General features: G+C 36.2%; 22 protein-coding genes. 9 read left to right on the top strand and 13 right to left on the bottom strand.

From position 1 onward, the window contains the following. Nucleotides 1-386: 386 nt before the first annotated feature. The gene (locus ACY0M5_RS00220) at nt 387-1067 is read left to right on the top strand and encodes a Lipl32 family lipoprotein (protein WP_124992495.1); all 681 of its coding nucleotides are present in this window, start codon (nt 387-389) and stop codon (nt 1065-1067) included. A 117-nt stretch (nt 1068-1184) separates the two neighbouring features. Here the strand turns inward: ACY0M5_RS00220 and ACY0M5_RS00215 are convergent, their stop codons facing one another. The 9 genes from ACY0M5_RS00215 to ACY0M5_RS00175 form a co-directional block, all read right to left on the bottom strand. Continuing rightward, nucleotides 1185-2039 (bottom strand): hypothetical protein, encoded by an 855-nt coding sequence (locus tag ACY0M5_RS00215; protein WP_461630418.1) that lies wholly within the window; start codon nt 2037-2039, stop codon nt 1185-1187. An 82-nt stretch (nt 2040-2121) separates the two neighbouring features. After that, nucleotides 2122-2853, bottom strand: a complete 732-nt coding sequence (locus tag ACY0M5_RS00210; RefSeq protein WP_124992494.1) for a sulfite exporter TauE/SafE family protein — start codon at nt 2851-2853, stop codon at nt 2122-2124. 117 nt (nt 2854-2970) lie between these two features. Continuing rightward, nucleotides 2971-3408: a FixH family protein gene (locus ACY0M5_RS00205; protein ID WP_461630417.1), complete on the bottom strand. Its 438-nt coding sequence runs from the start codon at nt 3406-3408 to the stop codon at nt 2971-2973. 45 nt (nt 3409-3453) lie between these two features. Next, nucleotides 3454-4851: a cytochrome c oxidase accessory protein CcoG gene (gene ccoG / locus ACY0M5_RS00200; protein WP_461630416.1), complete on the bottom strand. Its 1398-nt coding sequence runs from the start codon at nt 4849-4851 to the stop codon at nt 3454-3456. A 41-nt stretch (nt 4852-4892) separates the two neighbouring features. Then, complete coding sequence (locus ACY0M5_RS00195) at nt 4893-5459, bottom strand: cbb3-type cytochrome c oxidase N-terminal domain-containing protein (RefSeq protein ID WP_124992491.1); 567 nt, start codon at nt 5457-5459, stop codon at nt 4893-4895. Nucleotides 5460-5482: 23 nt separating this feature from the next. Then, entirely contained in the window at nt 5483-5683 is a 201-nt protein-coding gene (locus tag ACY0M5_RS00190) for a cbb3-type cytochrome oxidase subunit 3 (protein WP_124992490.1), read from the bottom strand. Nucleotides 5684-5871: 188 nt separating this feature from the next. Then, nucleotides 5872-8001, bottom strand: coding sequence for a cytochrome-c oxidase, cbb3-type subunit I (gene ccoN, locus ACY0M5_RS00185; protein ID WP_124992489.1), 2130 nt, complete (start codon nt 7999-8001; stop codon nt 5872-5874). A gap of 4 nt (nt 8002-8005) precedes the next feature. Then, complete coding sequence (gene ccoS / locus ACY0M5_RS00180; protein WP_156194425.1) at nt 8006-8215, bottom strand: cbb3-type cytochrome oxidase assembly protein CcoS; 210 nt, start codon at nt 8213-8215, stop codon at nt 8006-8008. 7 nt (nt 8216-8222) lie between these two features. Next, nucleotides 8223-10694 carry a heavy metal translocating P-type ATPase gene (locus ACY0M5_RS00175; RefSeq protein ID WP_461630415.1) on the bottom strand — a complete coding sequence of 824 codons (2472 nt, stop codon included), beginning with the start codon at nt 10692-10694 and terminating at the stop codon, nt 8223-8225. Between the two features lie 41 nt (nt 10695-10735). On the opposite strand from ACY0M5_RS00175, the gene ACY0M5_RS00170 reads away from it, so the two are divergent. Beyond that, complete coding sequence (locus ACY0M5_RS00170; RefSeq protein ID WP_461630414.1) at nt 10736-10867, top strand: hypothetical protein; 132 nt, start codon at nt 10736-10738, stop codon at nt 10865-10867. A 3-nt stretch (nt 10868-10870) separates the two neighbouring features. Here ACY0M5_RS00170 and ACY0M5_RS00165 read toward each other — a convergent pair whose 3' ends face one another. The 3 genes from ACY0M5_RS00165 to ACY0M5_RS00155 all read right to left on the bottom strand — a co-directional run bounded on the left by ACY0M5_RS00165 (nt 10871) and on the right by ACY0M5_RS00155 (nt 14148). Next, nucleotides 10871-11791, bottom strand: a complete 921-nt coding sequence (locus ACY0M5_RS00165) for a c-type cytochrome (RefSeq protein WP_461630413.1) — start codon at nt 11789-11791, stop codon at nt 10871-10873. A gap of 13 nt (nt 11792-11804) precedes the next feature. Then, nucleotides 11805-13145 carry an NrfD/PsrC family molybdoenzyme membrane anchor subunit gene (gene nrfD, locus ACY0M5_RS00160; RefSeq protein WP_124992486.1) on the bottom strand — a complete coding sequence of 447 codons (1341 nt, stop codon included), beginning with the start codon at nt 13143-13145 and terminating at the stop codon, nt 11805-11807. Nucleotides 13146-13212: 67 nt separating this feature from the next. After that, nucleotides 13213-14148, bottom strand: coding sequence for a 4Fe-4S dicluster domain-containing protein (locus tag ACY0M5_RS00155; RefSeq protein WP_124992485.1), 936 nt, complete (start codon nt 14146-14148; stop codon nt 13213-13215). Nucleotides 14149-14777: 629 nt separating this feature from the next. On the opposite strand from ACY0M5_RS00155, the gene ACY0M5_RS00150 reads away from it, so the two are divergent. From ACY0M5_RS00150 to ACY0M5_RS00135, 4 genes are all read left to right on the top strand, one after another. Beyond that, entirely contained in the window at nt 14778-15023 is a 246-nt protein-coding gene (locus tag ACY0M5_RS00150; RefSeq protein ID WP_124992484.1) for a DUF4492 domain-containing protein, read from the top strand. 1 nt (nt 15024) lies between these two features. Continuing rightward, on the top strand, nt 15025-16581 hold the full coding sequence (locus tag ACY0M5_RS00145) for a cytochrome ubiquinol oxidase subunit I (RefSeq protein WP_461630412.1): 1557 nt from the start codon (nt 15025-15027) through the stop codon (nt 16579-16581). Between the two features lie 2 nt (nt 16582-16583). Beyond that, nucleotides 16584-17717, top strand: a complete 1134-nt coding sequence (cydB, locus tag ACY0M5_RS00140; protein ID WP_461630411.1) for a cytochrome d ubiquinol oxidase subunit II — start codon at nt 16584-16586, stop codon at nt 17715-17717. Nucleotides 17718-17973: 256 nt separating this feature from the next. Further along, nucleotides 17974-19065 carry a chorismate mutase gene (locus tag ACY0M5_RS00135; protein ID WP_461630410.1) on the top strand — a complete coding sequence of 364 codons (1092 nt, stop codon included), beginning with the start codon at nt 17974-17976 and terminating at the stop codon, nt 19063-19065. An 81-nt stretch (nt 19066-19146) separates the two neighbouring features. Here the strand turns inward: ACY0M5_RS00135 and pssA are convergent, their stop codons facing one another. Next, a complete protein-coding gene (gene pssA / locus ACY0M5_RS00130) occupies nt 19147-19902 on the bottom strand; it encodes a CDP-diacylglycerol--serine O-phosphatidyltransferase (RefSeq protein ID WP_124992478.1) in 756 nt (251 codons plus the stop codon). A gap of 126 nt (nt 19903-20028) precedes the next feature. Here pssA and ACY0M5_RS00125 point away from each other — a divergent pair, with 126 nt between their 5' ends. The 3 genes from ACY0M5_RS00125 to ACY0M5_RS00115 all read left to right on the top strand — a co-directional run bounded on the left by ACY0M5_RS00125 (nt 20029) and on the right by ACY0M5_RS00115 (nt 22414). Beyond that, nucleotides 20029-21093 (top strand): putative type IX sorting system protein PorV2, encoded by a 1065-nt coding sequence (locus ACY0M5_RS00125; RefSeq protein ID WP_461630409.1) that lies wholly within the window; start codon nt 20029-20031, stop codon nt 21091-21093. 39 nt (nt 21094-21132) lie between these two features. Next, nucleotides 21133-22158: a PGAP1-like alpha/beta domain-containing protein gene (locus ACY0M5_RS00120; RefSeq protein WP_461630408.1), complete on the top strand. Its 1026-nt coding sequence runs from the start codon at nt 21133-21135 to the stop codon at nt 22156-22158. A 79-nt stretch (nt 22159-22237) separates the two neighbouring features. Beyond that, nucleotides 22238-22414: a hypothetical protein gene (locus ACY0M5_RS00115; RefSeq protein WP_461630407.1), complete on the top strand. Its 177-nt coding sequence runs from the start codon at nt 22238-22240 to the stop codon at nt 22412-22414. Nucleotides 22415-22540 lie beyond the last annotated feature (126 nt).

Raw genomic sequence — 22540 nt, 5'->3', positions numbered from 1 at the left:
TTAGTAAAAGTTAGGTTCCCCTTAATTTACAAGATATCCTGATTGGAAACAATTAAAATAAGTTCTCGTGTGAATTGTTTTGTCAAGAGATAAAATGTCTAATTGCAAAATTTCATTAAGAGGATAAGCAATTGGTAAAGTGTAATAGATTCATTATGATATGAGTGTATGATGTTAAGTTGTGATTGTGATATGGTCAGCAATAAGTTAAGTTTTGGTATGGATTAGTTAGTTGCCTTTGTTTGTAATCACCTGAAGTTAATGGAATAAAGAAGAATGATTGGTTTGTGGTGAAAGGACTGTTATAATTAATTATGAGTTTTGAATTTGCTAAGTTTAATTAAATAGTATAGCTTTGTTTTTTGTTAATTAAATAAATAAAACAAATGAAGAGATTAATTTTGATTTTGGCATTAGCCTTGGCCGTTGTAGCTCCTTCGCAGGCACAAAAACTAGGTAAATTCGGTGGTTTAACAGAAAAGAAAATTGGACCTAAAACGATTAAAGTACCTTATACAGATGTTGTTTCGTATTTAGGATATGCAGCTAAGGATACTGAAGATGAGGTGATTGATGGAAAGAAGTTTTACTTTATCTATTTATGGGTTCCTGCAGTCGCTCCTGAATTAGGTGTTCGAATGATGTCTCCCGTTGGTAAAACATCTGTAAAAGATGCGATTACTTCGGAAGAGTATACTGCAAATGCAGAATCAGAAGACTATTTTGATACTTATATCACTTTGGAACGTTCGGATATTTTTAGTGCTGATAAAATTTCTGCTGAAGGAGTAAAAAGTGCAAAATGGTTTTCATTAGCAAAAAATGATGATAGCAGTGAAATGCCTAAAACTCCAAGAGGAACAAAATACAATTCGTTGTTGCGATATAAGAGTGAAGTTGGTAATCCTTTGAAAGCCTTAACTGTGGGATTGTATAGAATTGGGTTTACAACATATAAAAAAGGTGAAGTAAAAGGTACTTTTTTAGCACAAGTTGGAGCTCCAGTTAAAATTCCTGGAATTGTAATGGCTAAAACAATTGAAGAGTTAAAAGCTCAAATCAAATAAAAATTCTTTAAAATCGACATTTGACTTTTCGAAGATCAGTAAAGAGGCTAAGTTCAATTGAATTTAGCCTCTTTTTATAGTAAAATCAGGAAGAATTTTGGTAAATGTTAGGGCGTGTTATTTTTTAGTTTCAATCAATATTAAACCATTTGTAGCCATAGTTCCATAAAGTCTTGATTCTTCATCATTCTTAGTGATAATCTTAATCTTTTTGACTTCTGATAATTTGTATTTGTTAAGTCCTCCCATGTAGGATGGTTTCTGGTCAATAATGAAGAATGGGAATTTTGTATGACTTGTATTTTCATTTATTCCCAATTCCAATTGCATCCTTTTTTTTACTTCTTGATATAAGGATGATTCCATTGACCCTTCAGGTAAAAAGCGATCAATATGTCCTGATGATAAACCATATCCTCCAGGAGGAATAGTTTCAATAAATTCGTTGAAATATTTATTTCTATTTAGAATTGTGTTAGCTAAGTGTTCAATTTTTGCAACTTTAAATCTATTATTACTCTCATTTAAATGAGGACTCCAGTAGGTGTAAGTTCGGTACTTCTCAGGAGTTGAAACCTCAATATTAACGTAACGGCCATCAATTCCCCATTTTGTGTCATCCGGAATTGTTGTAATATCATAGGCAAGGAGAGAATCCAGTAACTGTTTGGATATTTCAGTTTCGAATTCTACTTTATTAATTATAGGATCTTGCCATCTTACCCATTGTGTTAGATAGGCTTTAACACCACTTTGTTGTTTTACTTCAATGGTTGAGTTGCGACTCCAAATTCTAATTCTCAGCGAATCGGTACTATTTCTTAAATCCTCTAACCCAAATTTATTACAGTTTTCGGGCATTTTATCGTAGAAAAACTGGTCTCGTTTATCATTTGAAACTTCAATTTTTTTTTGACTGTATGTACTTAAATAACATAGCAGGAATAGGAAAATAGCAATTGTTTTATTCATTGTTTAATTAGTTGAAGAGAGCTAAAATTATTGTTTTGATAAAACAATAATCAAGCCAAAATAATTAAAGTAATAAATAAATTTAATGACAGCAATCTGGTTTTGGTTTGCTTACATCCACTTGTTCGGTTGGAACGTGCATAGCTTTTTCGGGTGGACTTAGGAAAGGAATTCCTAAACTCAGTCCGCGAAGCACGAACAGAATACCAATAAATACAATGGCATAAGGAATCAACCGGGTAATTTTCTTTCTCAATTCAAGAGTGATTAAATTACCAATTAGTGAAATCGCCAACATCATGGGAAGAGTTCCTAAACCAAAAATGAACATAAAAAGTCCGCCGCCAACAGATGATCCTGTGGCAATTGCCGCTGCGATAGCAACATAAACTAATCCGCACGGAAGTAGTCCATTTAATAATCCGATCAGAAAAAGAGAACCATAACTTCGTTGAGTGAATAGTTTTCCCAAGGAAAGTTTTACTTTTCCCACAAAGGAGAATATCCCTTTTTCAGCGTTAAAGCGATTCTTATAAATGGAAGGAGTGATTACAGATAGAATCATGATAGCACCCATGATAACGGAAACCCATTGCTGAAATCCACTCATCACCAAACCTCTTCCCAGCAAACCAAATATGGCTCCCATTATTGCATAGGTAAGGGCACGTCCGATGTTGTAAATTACACCGCCCGAAATTCTTGCCAGCCATGAAGTTGTTTTTAATGGAATTGCCAGTGCAATAGGACCACACATTCCCACGCAGTGAAAACTGCCCATAAGTCCGAGTATTAATGCTGATAGATATACCATGAGTATCAATTTTATATTTGTACACCTCACCCTTAATCCCCTTCTCCTTCAGGAGAGGGAAACTTGTATATATTGTTCTCCCTTCTTCTAAAGGAGAAGGGGATAGGGGATGAGGTCTTATTTATTCAAGTAAACAGCCTCTTCTTTATAATATCCAATGCCATCGTGTTCCCAATCTATTTTAACGGTGTACATGCCTTTTAACAGTTGGTCTGTATTAAGTTCCTGCAATCCGTTTTCGTCAAGATCAATGGCAGTTTTAATATCAGATTCATAATCGGCAGGACGATAAAATATGATTTCGCCTTTTACCAGATCGTGCATATTGGCCGGAAATTGGAATTGTAATTTCCCGTTTTCCTGCGAGATAAGGATCGTCTCATTTAATTTTTGGGCATTATTTAATTTATCAATTTGTTGCTGATATTCCACCTCTTTAGGATAGTAATCTTTTGATACTAAATTGATTTTTTGCGTTGTACTAAATGCAACAAAAGTAAGAATCCCGATCACATATATCGAAGCTCCTATTGCTAGTTTTGTCCCCCAACTCATCTTTTTCATTTTGATCCTCTCTACTTTATCCTTGTTACTTTTACTTTAGTTTGGTCCTACAAAAGTTAGTTTAACTTCTTCTATTAATCGTTTATCGGCATACACACCAATGGTAATTGGAATGTTATCGCTTGTAATTTCTTTTTGTGGTAAAATTGCAAAGAATACACCTTCTTTTATTGAACTTGCTTTGGCTTTTAATTCTTCTCCAATTACTTTAATAACTCCTTCGTGATTCATTATTTTAAAATGAATTGGAACTTCGGCTACCGTTTTGTTAACAACTTTAAAGCTGTACATATTACTAATCCCGCCTTCCTGAGGTTGATACATTAAGCCTGGAGTTCGCAGGATAACGGCTTCCAAATCGCTTCGAGAAGCAAATAAAGCAGCAACAATTCCCAGCAGAATGCACAGAACTATGGTGTAAGCAATTTTACGGGCAGGCCATTTTTGTTTTTTGCCTTCGGCGATATTTTTTTCAGAATCGAATCGAATTAAACCTTTCGGTTTACCTATCCACTCCATTACAGAATTGCATTCATCTATGCACGCAGTACAGTTGATGCATTCCAATTGAGTCCCATCACGCACATCAATTCCGGTTGGACAAACATCAACACACTGATAACAGTCAATACAATCTCCTTTGCCATCTTTTACCCGATCTTCGCCAGCCTCCAGCGGAGCTCTTTCTTCGCCTCGTTTGTAATCGTAAGCAACAACTATCGAATTGGAGTCTAATAGTACACCCTGCAATCTCCCATAAGGGCAAATCATCGAGCATACCTGTTCGCGCAATTTTGTAAAAACAAAGAACATAACGCCCGAGAACAAAACTGCCACAGTAAATCCAACGCTATGTTCGGATATTGGAGCTTTCATTATTTTCAGCAACTGGTCAATTCCAATAATATAGGATAAGAAGGCGTTTGTAATTAAAAAGCAGATAGCATAAAAAAGAATGATTTTCAAACTCTTTTTCCAGAATTTAGTAAAATTCATTGGTTGGGAATCCAATTTGCGCTGTTGGCTTGGGTTTCCTTCAATTAAGTACTCAATTTTTCTGAAAATAAATTCTAAAAAAACAGTTTGCGGACAGGTCCAACCACACCATATTCGACCATAGCTGACGGTAAATAGTACCACAAATACAAAAAGAGTAATCATGGAATAAAGGAAGAGATGAAAATCCTGAGGCCAAAAATGGACGCCAAATAAAATGAATTTTCGCTCTAAAATATTCAACATCAAAAATGGCTCACCATTTAACTTCACAAAAGGAATGGCAAATAACAAAAACAGTAAGGTATAGCTAACAATATTCCGATAGTTATATAATTTCCCTTTTGGTTTTTGTGCGTATACCCATCTGCGTTTTCCTGTCTCATTAAGAGTCGCAAGTTGGTCACGATAGCCGGTATATGGGTTTTTAGGAGCCATGTTTTTCAGTTTATTATTAACCTATGCGGCTAGATATTTTTCTATTCAACCAATTCACCCTGAGCTTCTTTTGCATTAGGAGGATTTGTTCCCTGCAGTCCCATTATATAACTGGCAACCTGCAGCATTTGTTCAGGCGATAGTTGATTTTGCCAGGCTAACATTCCCTTCATAGGTTTTCCTACTTTAATGATTTGATAAACATCTTTAAGACTGCCGCCATTCAACCAATATTTATCGGTAAGGTTAGGCCCAATTGCATTACCTTCTCCCAATGATCCATGACAAGCAATGCAGTTTTTGTCGTAGATGGCTTTTCCATTGTCCAAATCTGCTGACGCTGTCATTAAAACAAGAGCATTCTCATCAAAAGCAGTTTTTGGTTTATTTGCTTCGGCAAGAGCCATTTCCTTATTGTACTCTGCAATTTGTAAATCATCACCAAAAACATGATAACGAAACATGTATACTGCGGCAAAAACAATTGTGATATAGAATAAGTAACGCCACCAAGTTGGCATTGGATTGTTTAATTCTCTAATCCCATCATAATCATGATCGCTGATCAGATGCTCGTTTTCTTCTAAGAATTTATCTTTTTTCTCCATTTTATCTTGATTTTTGAGCCTGTTTATTCTTTTGCTTCCGATGATGGATTTACACCATCCTCTTCAAGAGCATAACTTTCCATTTCCGTAAAGAATTCTTTGTTGCTTTTTTTGAAAGTCCACCAAAGCATTCCTGCGAAGAACAGGAAGAAAATCAGTAATGAGATGCTTGGGAAAAAACCAACATCAGCAATGCCTTGTAAATAATGACTAACTATTTTCATCTGTCTAAATTGTTTAAAGTTGTCACATGGAACTTTTTATGAGTAAATAATCATTCTTGTATGTGAGTTAATAATTATTTAATCATTGACGTTTCATATTTATTAGTTTTTGGATAAGAGATATGAGAATTGAGACAAAATCATTATTAAAAGTATTTTTCTCATTTCTCACACCTAATATCTGATATCTATTTTTGAACCGAAATATCTCTACCCAAACGCTGCAGGTAAGCTATTACAGCTAATATTTCTTTATCACTAGCTACTTCAATGCCCGATTTTTTAAGATCGGCAGCAATTTCTTCTGCTTGTTTCTTCAAATCGTCATTGGCAATTAGATCGTATCCTTCAGCATATGGCACACCTAAAGTGGTCATCGCCCGAATTTTTGCCGGAGTAGATGAGGTATCCAATACGTCTTTTATCAGCCATGGATATTTAGGCATAATGGATTGAGCATTCATTTTTTGCGGATCCAGCATATGGTTAAAATGCCAAACATTAGTTTTGTACATTTTTCCACCGGGAACACCTTCGCGGGCCAAATCGGGTCCTGTTCGTTTTGATCCCCACAAGTGCGGATGATCGTAAACTGATTCGCCGGCTTTTGAATACTCACCATATCGTTCTGTTTCTGAACGGAACGGACGAACCATTTGGGAGTGACAAGTATTACAGCCTTCACGGATATAAATATCTCTCCCCTGCAACTCAAGAGGAGTATAAGGTTTTACACTCTCGATAGTCGGGATATTTGATTTGATCAGGTACGTTGGGATGATTTCGAATGCACCGCCAATTAAGATTGCAACTGTAGCCAAAATCATAAACTGAACAGGTTTTCTTTCTAACCAACGGTGTAAACCTTCACTATTGCTGCGTTTTGTATCGGTAACAATAGCAGGCGCCGAAGCTTCTTCATTGTCTATACATTTACCGGATGCGGCAGTTTTTAATAGATTATAAACCATTAAGAACAGTCCGGAGAAGTAAAGAAGTCCTCCTAAAACTCGTACGTGATACATTGGCAGAATCTGAGTGACAGTTTCTAAGAAATTGGGATAAGCTAACAATCCGTCCGGAGTGAATTCTTTCCACATTAGGGTTTGAACAATGGCACCCCAATACAATGGAAGCGCATAAAAAATCATACCTAATGTTCCAACCCAGAAGTGTGCATTGGCTAATTTTTCAGAGTACAGTTTGGTGTTCCACATTTTTGGGAACAAGTAGTACAACATTCCAAAAGTAAGGAAGCCATTCCAGCCCATTGCTCCAATGTGAACGTGAGCAATTGTCCAGTCGGTATAGTGTGTCAGTGAATTTACCCATTTAAGAGACATCATCGGGCCTTCAAAGGTCGACATTCCGTAACAAGTTACAGCAACCACCATAAATTTTAGAGTTGCACTGTCGCGGACTTTATCCCAGGCACCGCGAAGTGTAAGCAGTCCGTTAAACATTCCTCCCCACGAAGGAGCAAGTAACATGATTGAGAAAACAACACCTAAAGATTGCGCCCAATCCGGTAACGAGGTATAAAGTAAGTGATGAGGTCCGGCCCAGATATAAAGAAAAACCAATGCCCAGAAGTGAATAATCGAAAGTCGGTAGGAATACACTGGACGATTGGCTGCTTTTGGCAGGAAATAGTACATTAAACCTAAATACGGCGTAGTCAGGAAAAATGCAACTGCATTGTGACCATACCACCACTGCACCAAAGCATCCTGCACACCGGCATAAACAGGATATGACTGAATCCAGCTGTAAGGCAGGGAAATTGAATTACCTATATGAAGAACGGCAACTGTTACAAAAGTTGCGATATAAAACCATATGGCAACATAAAGGTGATCGGCTCTTCTTCTTAGAATGGTACCAAACATGTTCCAGCCAAACACAACCCAAATAATGGTAATGGCAATATCGATCGGCCATTCCAACTCAGCATATTCTTTACTGGTAGTGATTCCTAAAACAAAAGTGACAGCCGCCGAAACAATTATGGCCTGCCATCCCCAGAAATGGATCCAACTAAGTCTGTCATTAAACATTCTGGCTTTCAATAAGCGCTGAAGTGAATAATAAACTGCGGTAAATATTCCATTCCCAACAAATGCAAAAATTACTGCATTGGTGTGAATCGGACGAATTCTACCAAAAGAGGTATAAGCCAGATTGAAATTAAAAATCGGGAATGCCAATTGCAGTGCTGCCAAAAGCCCTACCAACATTCCAACTACTCCCCAAAGAATGGTTGCGTAGGCGAAAAATTTCACGATTTTGTTATCGTACGAAAAATGTTGTGTTTCCATTAAATTAAGATTTATGGTTTCTCTTAGTTGTATCCTTTTCTATTTGTTTTTTTTCTTCTTTTTGCGCTTCATTTTCCTGATCGTCGAATAGAATTCGAACAGATGGAGAATAAGAATCATCATATTGTCCTTTCTTTACGGCCCAAAGGAATCCGACAAGAAATCCTCCTGCTACAAGCATGCTAACACCTATTAAAACGAACAATACACTCATTTACTATTTAATTTAGTTGAACCGATTTTTTTAGAAAAACAGATGTTTTTGCTTCTTTATTATTCGATTTGGTTTTATTATTTGTCTCTTTCGATTTAGCTATGTAATTGGTTGTAAAAGTTGCAAAAGCCACCACCGAAATGGAACTGATTGGCATTAGCAGAGCTGCAACAATAGGCGATAAGATTCCTTGTACTGCGAAATACAATCCAAATAAATTGTAAAGAAAGGAGAGTATGAAACTTAGTTTTACTATCCAAACACTTTTTGCTGATATTTTTAGGAAGTACTTTAATTCTTGAAATTTTGAAGCCTCCAAAATAGCATCGCACGCAGGCGAAAAATGGTAAATGTCATCGGCAATTGAAATACCAACATCGCTTGTTTTTAAGGCTCCGGCATCATTTAATCCATCACCAATCATTAAAACGTATTTGTTTTGTTTCTTTAAATTGTTGATGTATTCCAATTTATCATTTGGTGACTGATTGAACCGGATAATTGATGTTGCTGGAAATATCTGTTTCAGATTTTCCATTTCTGAATCATTATCACCCGATAAAATGTGCAAATCGTATTTAGGAGCCAGTCCGTTTATTAATTCTGACAAACCGGTTCTGTATTGATTACTCAAAGAGAAATGTCCTTTTATTTTTCCATCTGCCGAAAGGTAAACTTCAGTATTTAAAGAACTGGTTTCTGTTTTTCCTTCGTAAATAAATTTTGCAGAGCCCAGCTTAATTTTCCGGCCATTAACTGTACCCGAAATTCCCATTGATGGCAATTCAGTATAGTCAGCAACTGTTTCGGGTGGAATGCTCTTGTAATACTCATACAAAGTAGAACTTAGAACATGAGTAGAATGTCTGGTTAATGATTTTACTGCGATTTTGTCATCATCACTTAATGCATCTCCATGAAATTTAACCTTTACCTCATCGGCTTGTGTTATCGTTCCTGTTTTATCAAAAACGATGGTGGTGATTGAATTTAATTTTTCGACCACTGCCGAGCTTTTTAGATAGATTCCCATTCTTCCCATCAATCGCATGGTGTTTCCCATAGCGAAAGGAGCAGAGAGAGCCAGTGCGCACGGACAAGCAACAATCAGAACCGAAGTAAAGGCGAAAACAGCTTTGCTTGAATCATTTAGCAGCCAGTAGATTCCTGCAAACAGTCCAATTGCAATAATTACAATGGTGAAATATTTGCTGATCTGATCGATTAATGAGTTTAGTTTGGTATTTGAAGAATCCTTGCCTTCAAATTGATTCCACAATTGGGTCAAACGACTTTGAATTACATCTTTTTCGATGGTCAGTTCAATGGCACTTCCCATCTGTTTTCCTCCTGCAAAAACGGCGTCGCCGCTTTCTTTAAATACAGGTTTCGATTCACCGGTAACAAAACTGTAATCAATCTGAGCTTCTCCCTTCATTAAAATACCATCGGCAGGAATCAATTCCTGATTACGGATTAATATGATATCGCCTTTTTCCAGTTTTTCGATAGGAGTACTTATCTCAATTCCGTTTTCCATTTTACTTACGGCAACCGGAAAGTAAGATCGATAATCCCGTTCGAACGAGAGTGCCTGATAGGTTCTGTTTTGATACCACTTTCCTATTAAGAGAAAGAAAATTAATCCGGTAAGGGAATCCATATAACCAGCTCCCGAACCGCTGAAAATCTCAATACTACTTTGAATAAAGAGCATCAGTATTCCCATCGAAATAGGAACATCTATATTAATGAATTTGTGTTTTATTGCCTTTCCGGCAGATAGCAGATAATCACTTCCGCTGTAAAAGAAAACAGGTAAAACAAGGAAGAAATTCATCATGCCAAAAAATTCTTTGAAATGAGTTTCCAAATACTCATGGCCCGGAACGTATTCGGGCAAGCTCAAAAGCATGATGTTTCCAAAACAAAATCCGGCAATACCGATTTTGTAAAGAAGACTCTTGTTTACTTCTTCATTTTGTTTTAATTGTAATTTATCAAGAGTAATCTCAGGGATATAATGAATGGAAGAAAGTAATTCAGCCAATTCTCTAATTGAGATTTCATCGGAATTAAATGTAATGGCCACTTCTTTCTTAACGAAATTGACCATCGACTTAATAACTCCCTGATTTAAAATATTGAGATGTTCCAACAACCAAATACAAGAACTACAATGTATGCTTGGGATATAAAGAGTTATTTTTCTGATATTTCCTTCTGCGAATTCATAAAGTTGCTCTGCAATTTCGTTGTCATCTAAAAAAGCAAATTTCTCTTTGTATTTTCCGGCTTCAATTTTAATTCCAGGGTTTGATTCAAAATCGTAGTAGGTACAAAGTTCATTTTCGTGCAAAATCTGATATACAGTAGAACAACCATTGCAGCAAAATGGCTTTTCATCCCAAATTACGGGATGTGAACCACAGTCGTCGCCACAGTGTACACAAATGTGTTTTTTTGTTTCTTCCTGCATTTTCACCAACTTGCAGACCTTACAGTCTTAGATTATTTGATATGAAATCTGATTCAACTCTTGTTTACATTATAGCTGGAATTACAGCTCTTCACTTTTTAGTGGGGATGGGATACCTCTTGTATAAATTAGGTGTACCATCAAAAAAGAAGAAAGAGAATGATTCCGAGTAGTTTTTATTCTTTGTTTTTTGCGAGTTTAGGCAGTTGAATTAGTTGAAATAGTACCAGAAAGATAACTCCCCAAATGCAGATGACTCCACCAACATAGCTGAAAATAATCCATATAGGAGCATTTGCCCGGGTTCCCCACATAGCTCTTTCGTCCAAAGGATTTACCGGGTTGGTGGGTATGCCAAGGCTGGCAATTCTATCAACAATCACTTCTCCATAGTAGGCATCATCGGTAACTTTAACTAAAAGATTCACATGTCCTTCACGATCGCCGGGTAAATCTTCCGGAAATTGAACATTAACTTCCCCTTTTTCGTTTGTGTATGCATCGTCGCCCGAGATATCTAAATAGCCAAAGTTTCTTTTCACCTTTACGCTTAGTTCAATGCCTTGCAAGGCAACACGATCACCTTTTGCAGTAACACCCGTTAGGTTAGCTAATATTCTTTTGTTCTCATTATTGATGTCTAAAAGAAGTTTCACATCAGTTACTTCAGGATTTTTCACTTCCACAATTTTCTTGCTTTCCTTTTTATTCTGATCGAAAGAGCGCAGATAGGTAATAACCATCCACTTGTCCTCGTCACTTAAAGTTTTTTCGAAAGTGGGCATTGCGCCATTGCCTTTGTTAACCTTGTAATAGATTTCTCCATCTGTTTGGATCAAAAATGCCTGCGATCCTAAATCGGAAGGAGCAACTGGTTGAAGAGGTAACATGTTTCCCATGGTAGCATCACCATGACAGGACTTGCAATTAATATTGTAAATCTTTTTACCAGAACTAATATTTCTTGTGCTGGTCTCGTAAGGATTTTGTTTCTTTTTCGACGATACTGGTGCCTGCCATTTTTGGGCATTTACAACAGAGGCGGTGAATACAAAAAGTAGAAACAAACTGGCAATTATTTTGATAGCATTTTTCATTGTTTGCATGTTTTTAAGCTTCAATTTTCACTTCGATTCCTTTTTGTTCGGCAATTTCACATATGGGAACTACCGGGAATATTTTTGATAAAACGGTGATGATTAAGAGTGCTAAAGCAAAACTTAAAACGGTTACAGAAATTTCTATCGCACTAGGATAGTAGTGTACAAAGTTTTGTGGTACATTCTGAATGGGTAAATGAGGATGAAGTAATGTTGGGATAACAATTACATATCTTTTGATCCAGGCTCCTGCTAAAATAAATAATGAAATAATCATGATAGGAAAAGGCTTTCTGAATTTTTTGGTAACCAATAGCATAATTGGAATCACATTACCCAGCAATTGAGACGACCAGAACATGATTGCCCAATGTCCGGCGAATAATTCCGTTAAATGAACATCATCTCCGGTTTTCATTTTATACCCTGGAACCAAGAACTCATTTAAATTGAAATATAAATATACCAAACATACAGCCACCATCAGTTTTCCCATATTATCGAACTGAACATCGGTAATGTAATCCTTCAGTTTATAACTAACGCGGAAAAAATACATAGCTACGATTAATCCTGCCGAACCTGCTACAAATGCTCCTGCAACGAAGTAGGGACCAAAAATTGTAGTATCCCAACCATTTCGCAAGGTTGCAGCAAACAACCACGAGGTTACGGTATGAATTGCCAAACCTACCGGAACAATAAGAACCATTAATGTCCGGATCATTTTGTGTAAGTGCTTGTATTGCCCAGGAGTGTTGATATAACCAAATGAAAGAATATTGTACAGTTTTTTCAATAAAGGAGACGCTTTTTTTAATTCATTTTTGCAGATCGCCAAATCTGGAATCATTGGTAAAATCAGTAACAGAAGACTTATTGTCAGATAGGTGGTTACTACAGTTATATCCCAAAGAATTGGAGATTGAAAACGACCATGGATAAGCACATTAACTACTCTGTCGGGACGTCCCATATCCATAATAATTACCAGACCGGCAACGGCAACAAAGGCAACTGCTATTATCTCAGCAATTCTCGATATTGGTGTTATCCAATCGATTCGGAGCAAACCCAGAATCGACGAAATAAGCATTCCAACCAAACTCACGGCAACAAAAAATACAAAGTTGGCAATGTACAGTCCCCAGGATACGTAATCGCGCATGCCGGTAACTCCCAATCCGTCACGTAATTGTACGTAGTAGGCCCAGGCACAAACACTTATTACTGTTATTAGAAACGCAATCCAAAGTTCCAGACCTTTGTGGTTTTGCATCGGACGAAGAATGTCTTTTTTTATTTTCTCAAACGAAAGAGTCGTTTCTTTCTGTTCTTGTAAGTCATTCATAAGATTAAATTATTTAGGGCAAATAAAATCTGTTTATTATTCTTTTATTGATGATTGAAACAATGCTTTAATGAAGATTTTCTTCGTTTAAAAGATCACCATTAAACTCAAAAGCTCTGTTTTTTGGAGGCAGGTAATAAACGCGGGGTTTCGTTCCTAACTCAGGCATCAGCGTATATCCCGCATTTTCTTTTATTAATTGAGAAAAACGAACTGTTTCGTGAGTTGTACCGTTGGTAACAGCATCTTCATTTTGATCTCCAAAATAGTAAACACCATTCGGGCAGGAAGAAACGCAGGAAGGAAGTTTGTTTTCGCGAAGTCTGTCGGCACTAAATAAACATTTACTTACTGTACCTTTCTTTTGAGGAACGTTAGCTTCGATATTGTAGGTGAGATTTTTATATTTTTCCGCATCCTTAGGTTCTGTCCATTGGAAAATACGCGCAGAGTAAGGACAGGCTGCTATACAAAACCGACAACCAATACATCGTTCATTATCGATTAGTACAATTCCATCCTGACGTTTGAAAGTAGCATCTACCGGACAAACTTTGGTACACGGAGGATTGTCGCAATGCTGACAAGGTTTGGGCATAAAATAAGGAGCTGTATGTTCAGCATCCTGCATTTGAAGAACATTAATATGGTGTTGATCCGGTCTTAATTGGTGATGATTTTGACATGCAGCCATACATTTTCGGGCATTTCTACATTTACTAAGATCAATAACCATTACAAACGACTTTCCGGCAATACCTTCACGTCCTCTTTTCTGCAATTCGGTAAGTGGTCCTGTTACTGTTGGGCGCAATTGATTTTTATCAACTTGAACGAGTTGTCCGTCTTGTGTTAACAGATTTACTGTTTCTCCAGGTTCTTGTGCTGCAGCTTTAGCTGCACCAAGAAGAGAAAATCCACTAACAACACCTGCTGCGCCAACGGTAATCCCAACACTTTTAAGGAACTTTCGTCTGCTGTTGTTTGATGTTTCTTCTTTCATTATGCAATTGGGTTAGTTTTTTATTTAAGTACGTCCATTTTATCAAATGGGAGTAATTGAAATAAGAGCTGAAAATACTTTTTTAAAACAATTCTAAATAAGAAGGTAAATTCCTTATTAATAGGGCTTTTATCCTATGTTTGTTTAATTGTATTATGCTTTACAAACGATTACGAACTAACTCAAATATAAATAAATATTTTCATTTGTAATGACCTGTCAAATAGAGAAGCTAATAAACAGATCTCAATGTGTTTTTATCATTCTTGTGAGTTATTGAAGGGTAATGGCTTGATAATATGAATTTTAATTCTTTCTTTTTAAGTTTCTAATGTTTTGTGAGATAAAACACTGGAATTTATTACAAGAGGCAGTAAATTATCGGATACCTTTAAAATCAGTGTGTTTGAAGGTGTTTAGTTTGGTGGTTGGTGTTTCAACTAATTGCAAATTAAATATTTATTGATTTTCTATATGACCATATAAAATCTATCTATGGTAAATTTGACTTCTGTTTCTTAAATAATTTTACATTTGTTATGTATTTTGATAAGCAAAATCGGACTTGGATGTCTTTTATTTTATCAAGATAAAGTATGTGGAATAAAATATAGTAGTTCTTTAATACAATGAATAATACACTCAACAGATTATTAAAATTGCCAAAAACTATTTGGACATTCTATTACGAAGGTTTTCGAAATCAAAGTAAATGGAGTCGTCAGCTTTGGCTTATTATTTTGATAAAGCTATTTGTTATGTTCTTTATTTTAAAGTTGTTATTCTTTCCAAATTTCTTAAAAACAAAATATGACAGCGATCAGGAGCGTAGTGATTATGTGATTGATCAATTAACTAATCCTAAAAATCAATAAAATGATCGAAAATTTAGATCTTTCTTTAGTGGATTGGTCCAGGGCGCAGTTTGCACTTACTGCGATGTATCACTGGATTTTTGTCCCTTTAACGTTAGGTATGGCTTTCATTATTGCTATCATGGAAACCATTTATGTGAAAACCAATGATCCGGCATGGAAAAAGACCACCAAGTTTTGGATGACTCTTTTTGGAATTAATTTCGCGATTGGTGTTGCAACCGGAATTATTCTTGAATTTGAGTTTGGTACCAACTGGTCGAATTATTCATGGTTCGTAGGTGATATATTTGGAGCACCTCTTGCTATTGAAGGAATTATGGCCTTTTTTATGGAATCTACATTTATTGCAGTGATGTTTTTTGGCTGGAATAAAGTAAGTAAAAAGTTCCATTTAATTTCTACATGGTTAGTTGCAATTGGTTCCAATCTATCTGCTTTGTGGATTTTAGTTGCCAATGGCTGGATGCAAAATCCTGTTGGAATGAAATTTAATCCGGACACGGCACGCAACGAAATGGATAACTTTTGGGATGTCCTGTTTTCACCAACTGCGGTTAATAAATTTTTACATACAATTTCTTCAGCTTATATTCTTGCAGCAGTTTTTGTAATAGGTGTAAGTGCCTGGTATATTTTGAAAAAAACGAATGTGGTTTTTGCAAAAAGAAGTATTGTTGTGGCTGCTGTTTTTGGATTGCTTACCTCTTTATTTACGGTTATGACCGGCGATAATTCTGCGAGAGAAATTGTTCGCGATCAACCAATGAAATTTGCTGCCTTTGAGGGATTGTATAATGGATCGAAAGGAGCTGGTTTGGTTGCACTGGGAATTATGTCAACAAGTGAAGGAGATGGAACCAATGAAAATATGAAGGATTTTCATTTTAAAATTGAAATTCCAAACATGCTTTCTTATATGGCTTATCTGGATGGAAATGCTTTTGTTCCCGGAGTGAACGATATCATTAACGGATATACTGATAACGATGGTGAAATTCATCCGCCTGTAACTGAGAAGATGGAAATGGGACGCAAAGCCATTGCTGCGTTAAAAGCGTATAAAGCGGCTAAGAAAACTGATGATACAGTTGGTGCAAAAGAAGCTGAAAAAGAGCTGAAAGCTAATTTTAAATATTTTGGTTACGGTTATTTTTCTGATCCATATGAAGTGGTTCCTTCAGTTTCAATATCCTTTTACAGTTTCCATATTATGGTTGGACTGGGAATGTATTTTATTTTGTTGTTTGTATTGTGTTTGGTATATATCTATAAAGGAAGCGTAGTTAATAAAAAGTGGTTTTTACGTATGGCGATTTGGAGTATCCCGTTGGCATATCTGGCATCTGAGTGTGGGTGGATTCTGGCTGAAATGGGACGCCAGCCATGGGTGATTCAGGATTTGATGCCTACAATGGCTGCAGTTTCAAGTATTGATAGTATGTCTGTGATAATTACATTCTTCCTTTTCCTGGTTGTATTTACCGGACTATTGATTGCAGAAATCAAAATCATGTTAAAGCAAATTAAAATCGGACCTAATCACGGAGGAAACTAATCATGTTTGAAAATTTATCGCATTTAGCATTGCAGCAGTATTGGTGGATTATTGATTCATTACTAGGTAGTTTACTGGTATTTCTGATGTTTGTTCAGGGAGGACAGACGCTAATCTATCGAATAGGAAAATCAGAATTGGAAAGAACCATGGTAGTTAATGCACTGGGGCGGAAATGGGAATTCACTTTCACAACTTTGGTAACTTTTGGTGGTGCCATGTTTGCATCTTTTCCTCTGTTTTATTCTACTTCATTTGGAGGTGCCTATTGGGTTTGGATGGCAATTCTTTTTTGTTTTATCATTCAGGCCGTAGCTTACGAATTTAGAAGTAAACCCAATAATGTTTGGGGAGCTAAAACTTTCGAGGCTTTTTTGTTTATCAACGGATTATTGGGAACCATACTTATTGGAACAGCCGTAGGAACCTTTTTTAATGGAGCGGAGTTTACAGTTAATGATTTTAATCAATCCAAATGGGCAACACCTTACGGTGGATTGGAGGCAGTTCTTAATTTTCACAATGTAGCCTTGGGATTAACAGTCTTTTTTCTGGCAAGAGTATTGGGAAGCCTCTATTTCATGAACAGCATAGAGAGTGATCAAATATTTGCCCGGTCAAAAAAGCAACTGCTGGTTTCAGGAATTCCATTTCTGGTATTTTTTCTGTTTTTCGCTGTTCGTTTGTTGATAATGGATGGATTTGCAGTCGATGCACAAACAAGTATCGTAAGTATGGAATCCTTTAAATATCTTCATAATCTTATCGCTATGCCTGTTGTGGCTGTTTTATTTTTAGCAGGTGTAGTAGGAGTATTGTTTGGATTGGTAAAATCATATTTGCTTGAAAAATACACAAAAGGAATCTGGTTTGCCGGCGGAGGAACAGTTTTGGTTGTTTTCTCTTTATTTCTTTTGGCAGGATTAAATAACACTTCATTTTATCCTTCATTGGCTGATTTGCAATCCTCTTTAACCATTCAAAATGCATCATCGTCGCATTATACATTAACAGCGATGAGTTACGTTTCTCTTATGGTTCCTGTTGTTATAGCCTATATTGTTTGGGCATGGAGAGCTATGAATAGTAAAAAGATTGATGCTCAGGAAATCAGTTCGGAAGATCATTTGTATTAATTTAAATCGTAAGACATGTATACATCATCTATAATATGGCTGTTAACCTGGCCGCTTTTGATTTTTATTTGTTACAAAGCCATTAGGTTTGCACTTAAGAAATTGAAAACTCAAATAGAAAAAGAATAATAATTATTTGATTGGCATCCCAAAACAGGATGCCAATTCTAATTGCACATATTTCCCGATGTCATTTAAAAGTGTATTTTTGTGCGACTATATCAGTTTTGATATTAGACAGTCTTAAAATGAAGATATGAGCGGATTGGAGAATTGTAAACCAATGAATACTTGGTTTAAGAAGTTGGATACAAGACCAATAGTGATAAGCGGCCCTTCGATAGTAGAGTCGGAGGAACAATTATTGAATACTGCCAGAGAATTAAAAAAAGTAGAACAGGTAAAGATTTTTAAAGCCGGAGCATGGAAACCACAGACGACTGCTAAGTCTTTTGGTGACCGTGGTTTGGATATTTTGCAATGGCTGAATCAGGTTAAGCAGGAAACCGGACTGTTAACAATGGTTGAGGTGGCCTCTCCTAAACATGTTGAAATGTGCTTAAGGCATAATGTTGATATATTGTGGATCGGTGCCAGAACTACATCCAACCCATTTTCGGTTCAGGAATTAGCAAGTGCTCTGCAAGGAATGAGTGTTCCCGTTATGGTAAAGAATCCAATAAATCCGGACGTTAATTTATGGATTGAGGCTTTGGAAACGATTAATAAAGCAGGCATTTCCAGATTGGCTGCAATTCACAGAGGATTTTACCCTTTCGAGAAAACAAGGCTTCATAACATTCCCAAATGGGAAATTCCTATCGAATTAAGATCACGATTTCATAACCTTCCTATTATTTGCGATCCAAGTCATATTGCCGGAGCAAATAAATATGTGCAGGAAATGGCGCAAAAGGCAATGGATCTGAATATGGATGGATTGATGTTTGAAAGCCATTTTAATGCAGTTGAAGGGATAAGTGATCAGGAGCGACAATTAACTCCTGCAGATTTAAATCAAGTTTTAAGAAAATTGGTTTGCCGATTGCCTTCTGTTGAAGATATTGAAGAGAACCGGCTTGAAAAGTATCGGGACCAAATAGATTCGGTAGATTCGCAGTTGATAGAATTACTTGCACAGCGGATGAATATTGTTGAGGGGATTGGGGAATACAAAGCAGAGAAGAATATGACAATTCTTCAGCTTCAACGATGGGAAAAGGTGCGTGAAAAAGGAATAGAATTAGGGAAATCTTTAGGTTTATCTGAGCCATTCGTTGCGCAACTACTGCGAATGATTCATAAGGAAGCCATTTTGAAACAGAATGAGGTAATGAACCGAAAATAGTACCAATCAAAAAATAAGAAAAGGCTAAGAATGTGATAAACATCTTAGCCTATTTTTGATTTACAAATAAAGAGTAAACGCTTATTTTTTATTTAGGATATTATCGAGCAAGGAAAATCCGATATAAACAAACAGAATCATTGGAATCACCAGCCATTTTAAAAGAATAGCAAGAACAAGTAAGGTAATCAGAAATAGGTAGCGGATTTTATTTTCTTTCCATGCTAAACTTTTCACTTTTAAAGCAAACATTGGAATTTCAGTTACCAATAAGTATGAGGTAATAAGAATAGCCGCAATTAATAGTATTGGGTTGGCCAAACTTATTTCTATTTGTGGATAATTACCATAGTGTAAAACTAGTGGTAAAGATGCCCAAAACATTGCATTGGCCGGAGTTGGCACACCAATAAATGAGGAGGTTTGCCGGGTATCAATATTAAATTTGGCCAATCGAAGGGCTGAAAATATTGGGATAATAAATGCCGATAACAAGAGCGCAATTTGCGAATAACTTAATTCTGCGGGCACAAAATCGGCAGAAGGACTACCTAAAACAGCATTTTTTAAATAAGCCAAAGCAATAACCCCCGGAGCAAAACCAAAACTAACCATATCGGCAAGAGAATCGAGTTCTTTGCCCATAGGAGAATAAGCTTTTAGCACCCGGGCAGCTAAACCGTCAAAAAAGTCGAATACAGCAGCTAAAAGAATCAGGAAAGCTGCATTTACTAAATAGCCTTCCATCGCCATAAGGCTCGCAGTGCATCCTGATAGTAAGTTTAAACAAGTAATTGAATTTGGAATGTGTTTGATAATCCCTTTTGCTTCTGACATGAATTTTGATTTTGTATAGTACGCCACAAAAATAATGGATTTTTTCGAAACTTATGATTTCTTTTGCTTCGATGCATAAGTTTAAAAAAAGCATAGTATTTTTACCTGTCAAAGAAAATCAACTATATGTCCAGAATTATTGCATTTTTTATTTGCTTGTTTCTTACGGGTGCAGTGCTCGGCCAGACTTCAGCTCCAACATATAGTAATGAATTCCTGTCTATTGGAGTAGGTGCAAGATCTTTTGGAATGGGAAATGCTACCATTGCTTCTCAAAATGATGTTGAATCGTCTTATTGGAATCCGGCTAATTTAGTGGAGTTAAGAACAAAGTTTGATGTTTCGGCGATGCATGCTGAATATTTCGGAGGCTTATCAGCATACGATTATTTGGGTTTTGGCATGAAAGTAAATGAGAAAAGTGCGGTTGGTTTAAGTTTGCTGCGTTACGGTGTTGATGATATTCCGAATACACTGGAATTAATTGACAAAGATGGAAATATCCGCTACGATTTGGTAACGACCTTCTCGGCGGCCGATTATGCATTTCTTTTTTCATATTCCAAAAAAACCGGAATTGAAGGGTTGAGCATAGGTGGAAATGTGAAACTGATTTACAGGCACACAGGTGATTTTGCCTCGGCTTACGGCTTTGGATTTGATATTGCAGGAACATACCGAAAAGGGAAATGGCGGATGGGCGCTGTTCTTAGAGATGCCACAAGCACATTTAATGCATGGGTGTTTAAAACCGGAGATTTGGAAAAAGTGTTTGAACTAACAGGTAACGAAATACCAGAAAATTCCACTGAAATTACTTTACCAAGATTGATTCTTGCTGTAAGCCGGGAATTTACCATTTCAGACAAATTTTCATTGTTAACCGAGCTCGATATGGATATGACTTTCGACGGACAGAGAAATGTTTTGATTCAGGGAGATCCAATCAGTATCGATCCTCACCTTGGTTTGGAAGCTTCCTACAAACAGTTTATATTTCTTCGTGCCGGACTAAGTAATTTTCAGGAAGAAACCGATTTTGATCAGACCAAATCGTGGACTTTTCAACCCAATTTAGGTTTGGGGATTCGTTACAAAAATTTCAGATTGGATTATGCCTTAACGGATATTGGAGATCGATCCATTGCAAAATATTCCAATGTATTTTCCTTGTCTTATGCTTTTGATTAGATAAGACTTACAATCATTTTAATAGAATTACAATAACGCATGGCAAATGTTATTATCCAAATTCATGGTTTAGGCAATAAACCACCTAAGGACTTATTGGAACGTTGGTGGGAACGAGCCATGATTGAAGGCTTAAAAAACAACAATTACAAAACTGATTTACCCAAACATGAAATGGTTTATTGGGCCGATATTCTTCACGATAAACCATTAAATCAGTTCGAAAAAGATAAGGAAAGTCCTTATTATCTGGATGAAATTTATGTGAAACCAAGCAAGAAACTCTTGCCGGAGAATCATGATACAAGAAAAAAGATTATTGGATTTTTGAACCGGCAACTAAACCGGATTTTTCTAAATGAAGACTTCTCTTTAAATTATTCTTTTATAACGGATCGTATTTTAAGTAATTACTTTACAGATTTGGAGACTTACTACAAAGAAGAAACTACTTTAGAAGCAGTATCCACCACCAAAATAAAAGATCTGATAAGAGAGAGATTATTAAAAGTACTCGAAAAATATCAGAAGGATAATATCATGTTGATCGCTCATTCAATGGGATCGATAGTGGCTTTTGATGTTCTTACTTTTTTAGCTGATCAAATTAAGATTCATACTTTAATTACCATTGGTTCTCCTCTGGGCTTACCCATAGTTGTTAGTAAAATTGCCGCAGAACAAAGGCAAAAATTAAACGGACAAAGTTTCATGATTACACCTGAAGGTGTTAACAGTTGGTACAACTTTTCTGATATTTTGGATAAAGTAGCTTTAAACTATGAATTGGCTGATGATTTTTCTGAGAATAAATCTGGCGTAAAGCCTGTCGATTTTTTAGTTGTAAATAACTATGAAATAAATGGTGTCGCTAATCCTCATAAATCCTATGGTTATTTGCGTACGCCCGAATTTTCCAAAATACTGAATGGGTTTATTCTCTCTGAACGCTTAACATTCAAAGAAAAATTAGTTGGAAGAACAAATAAATACTTTAAAATAACCAAACTGAAACTTTCTATTCAGAAAAGGAAAGTTCGATCGTGGTTTCGCAGAAAGAGATAAGAAAAATTTTACTGACTACATTGTATGATGCTGATTTTACCTGACCTAACATGCAACACACACTGTCAATTTTGCAGGAATGAGTAAGAATTGTAGCTGTGGGGCATGTGATTGTAGTCTTCGGGAGCGAAAATGTAGTCAAAACACTTCCAATGTTGCTTATGGGAATTTGAATGTTGATAAAGGAATCGTAAATAAGAGTAATTACATCCATACTTCCGGATATTTTGAGATTTTGGAATCCAGAGGGAAATAAGAGGATTGGCACATTGTAAAGTGAATCATACACAATTTTACGTGTGATTTTAGTTCGTAGTGGTTAAGGTAATGCAGTAAATAAATTTTTCCCGTAAGGGATATGGAAATAACATACGAAGGAAAA

The sequence above is a fragment of the Labilibaculum euxinicum genome (assembly GCF_963678175.1).
GTDB classification, from domain to species: Bacteria; Bacteroidota; Bacteroidia; order Bacteroidales; family Marinifilaceae; genus Labilibaculum; species Labilibaculum euxinus.
This window is presented reverse-complemented; position numbering and strand designations above follow the sequence as displayed.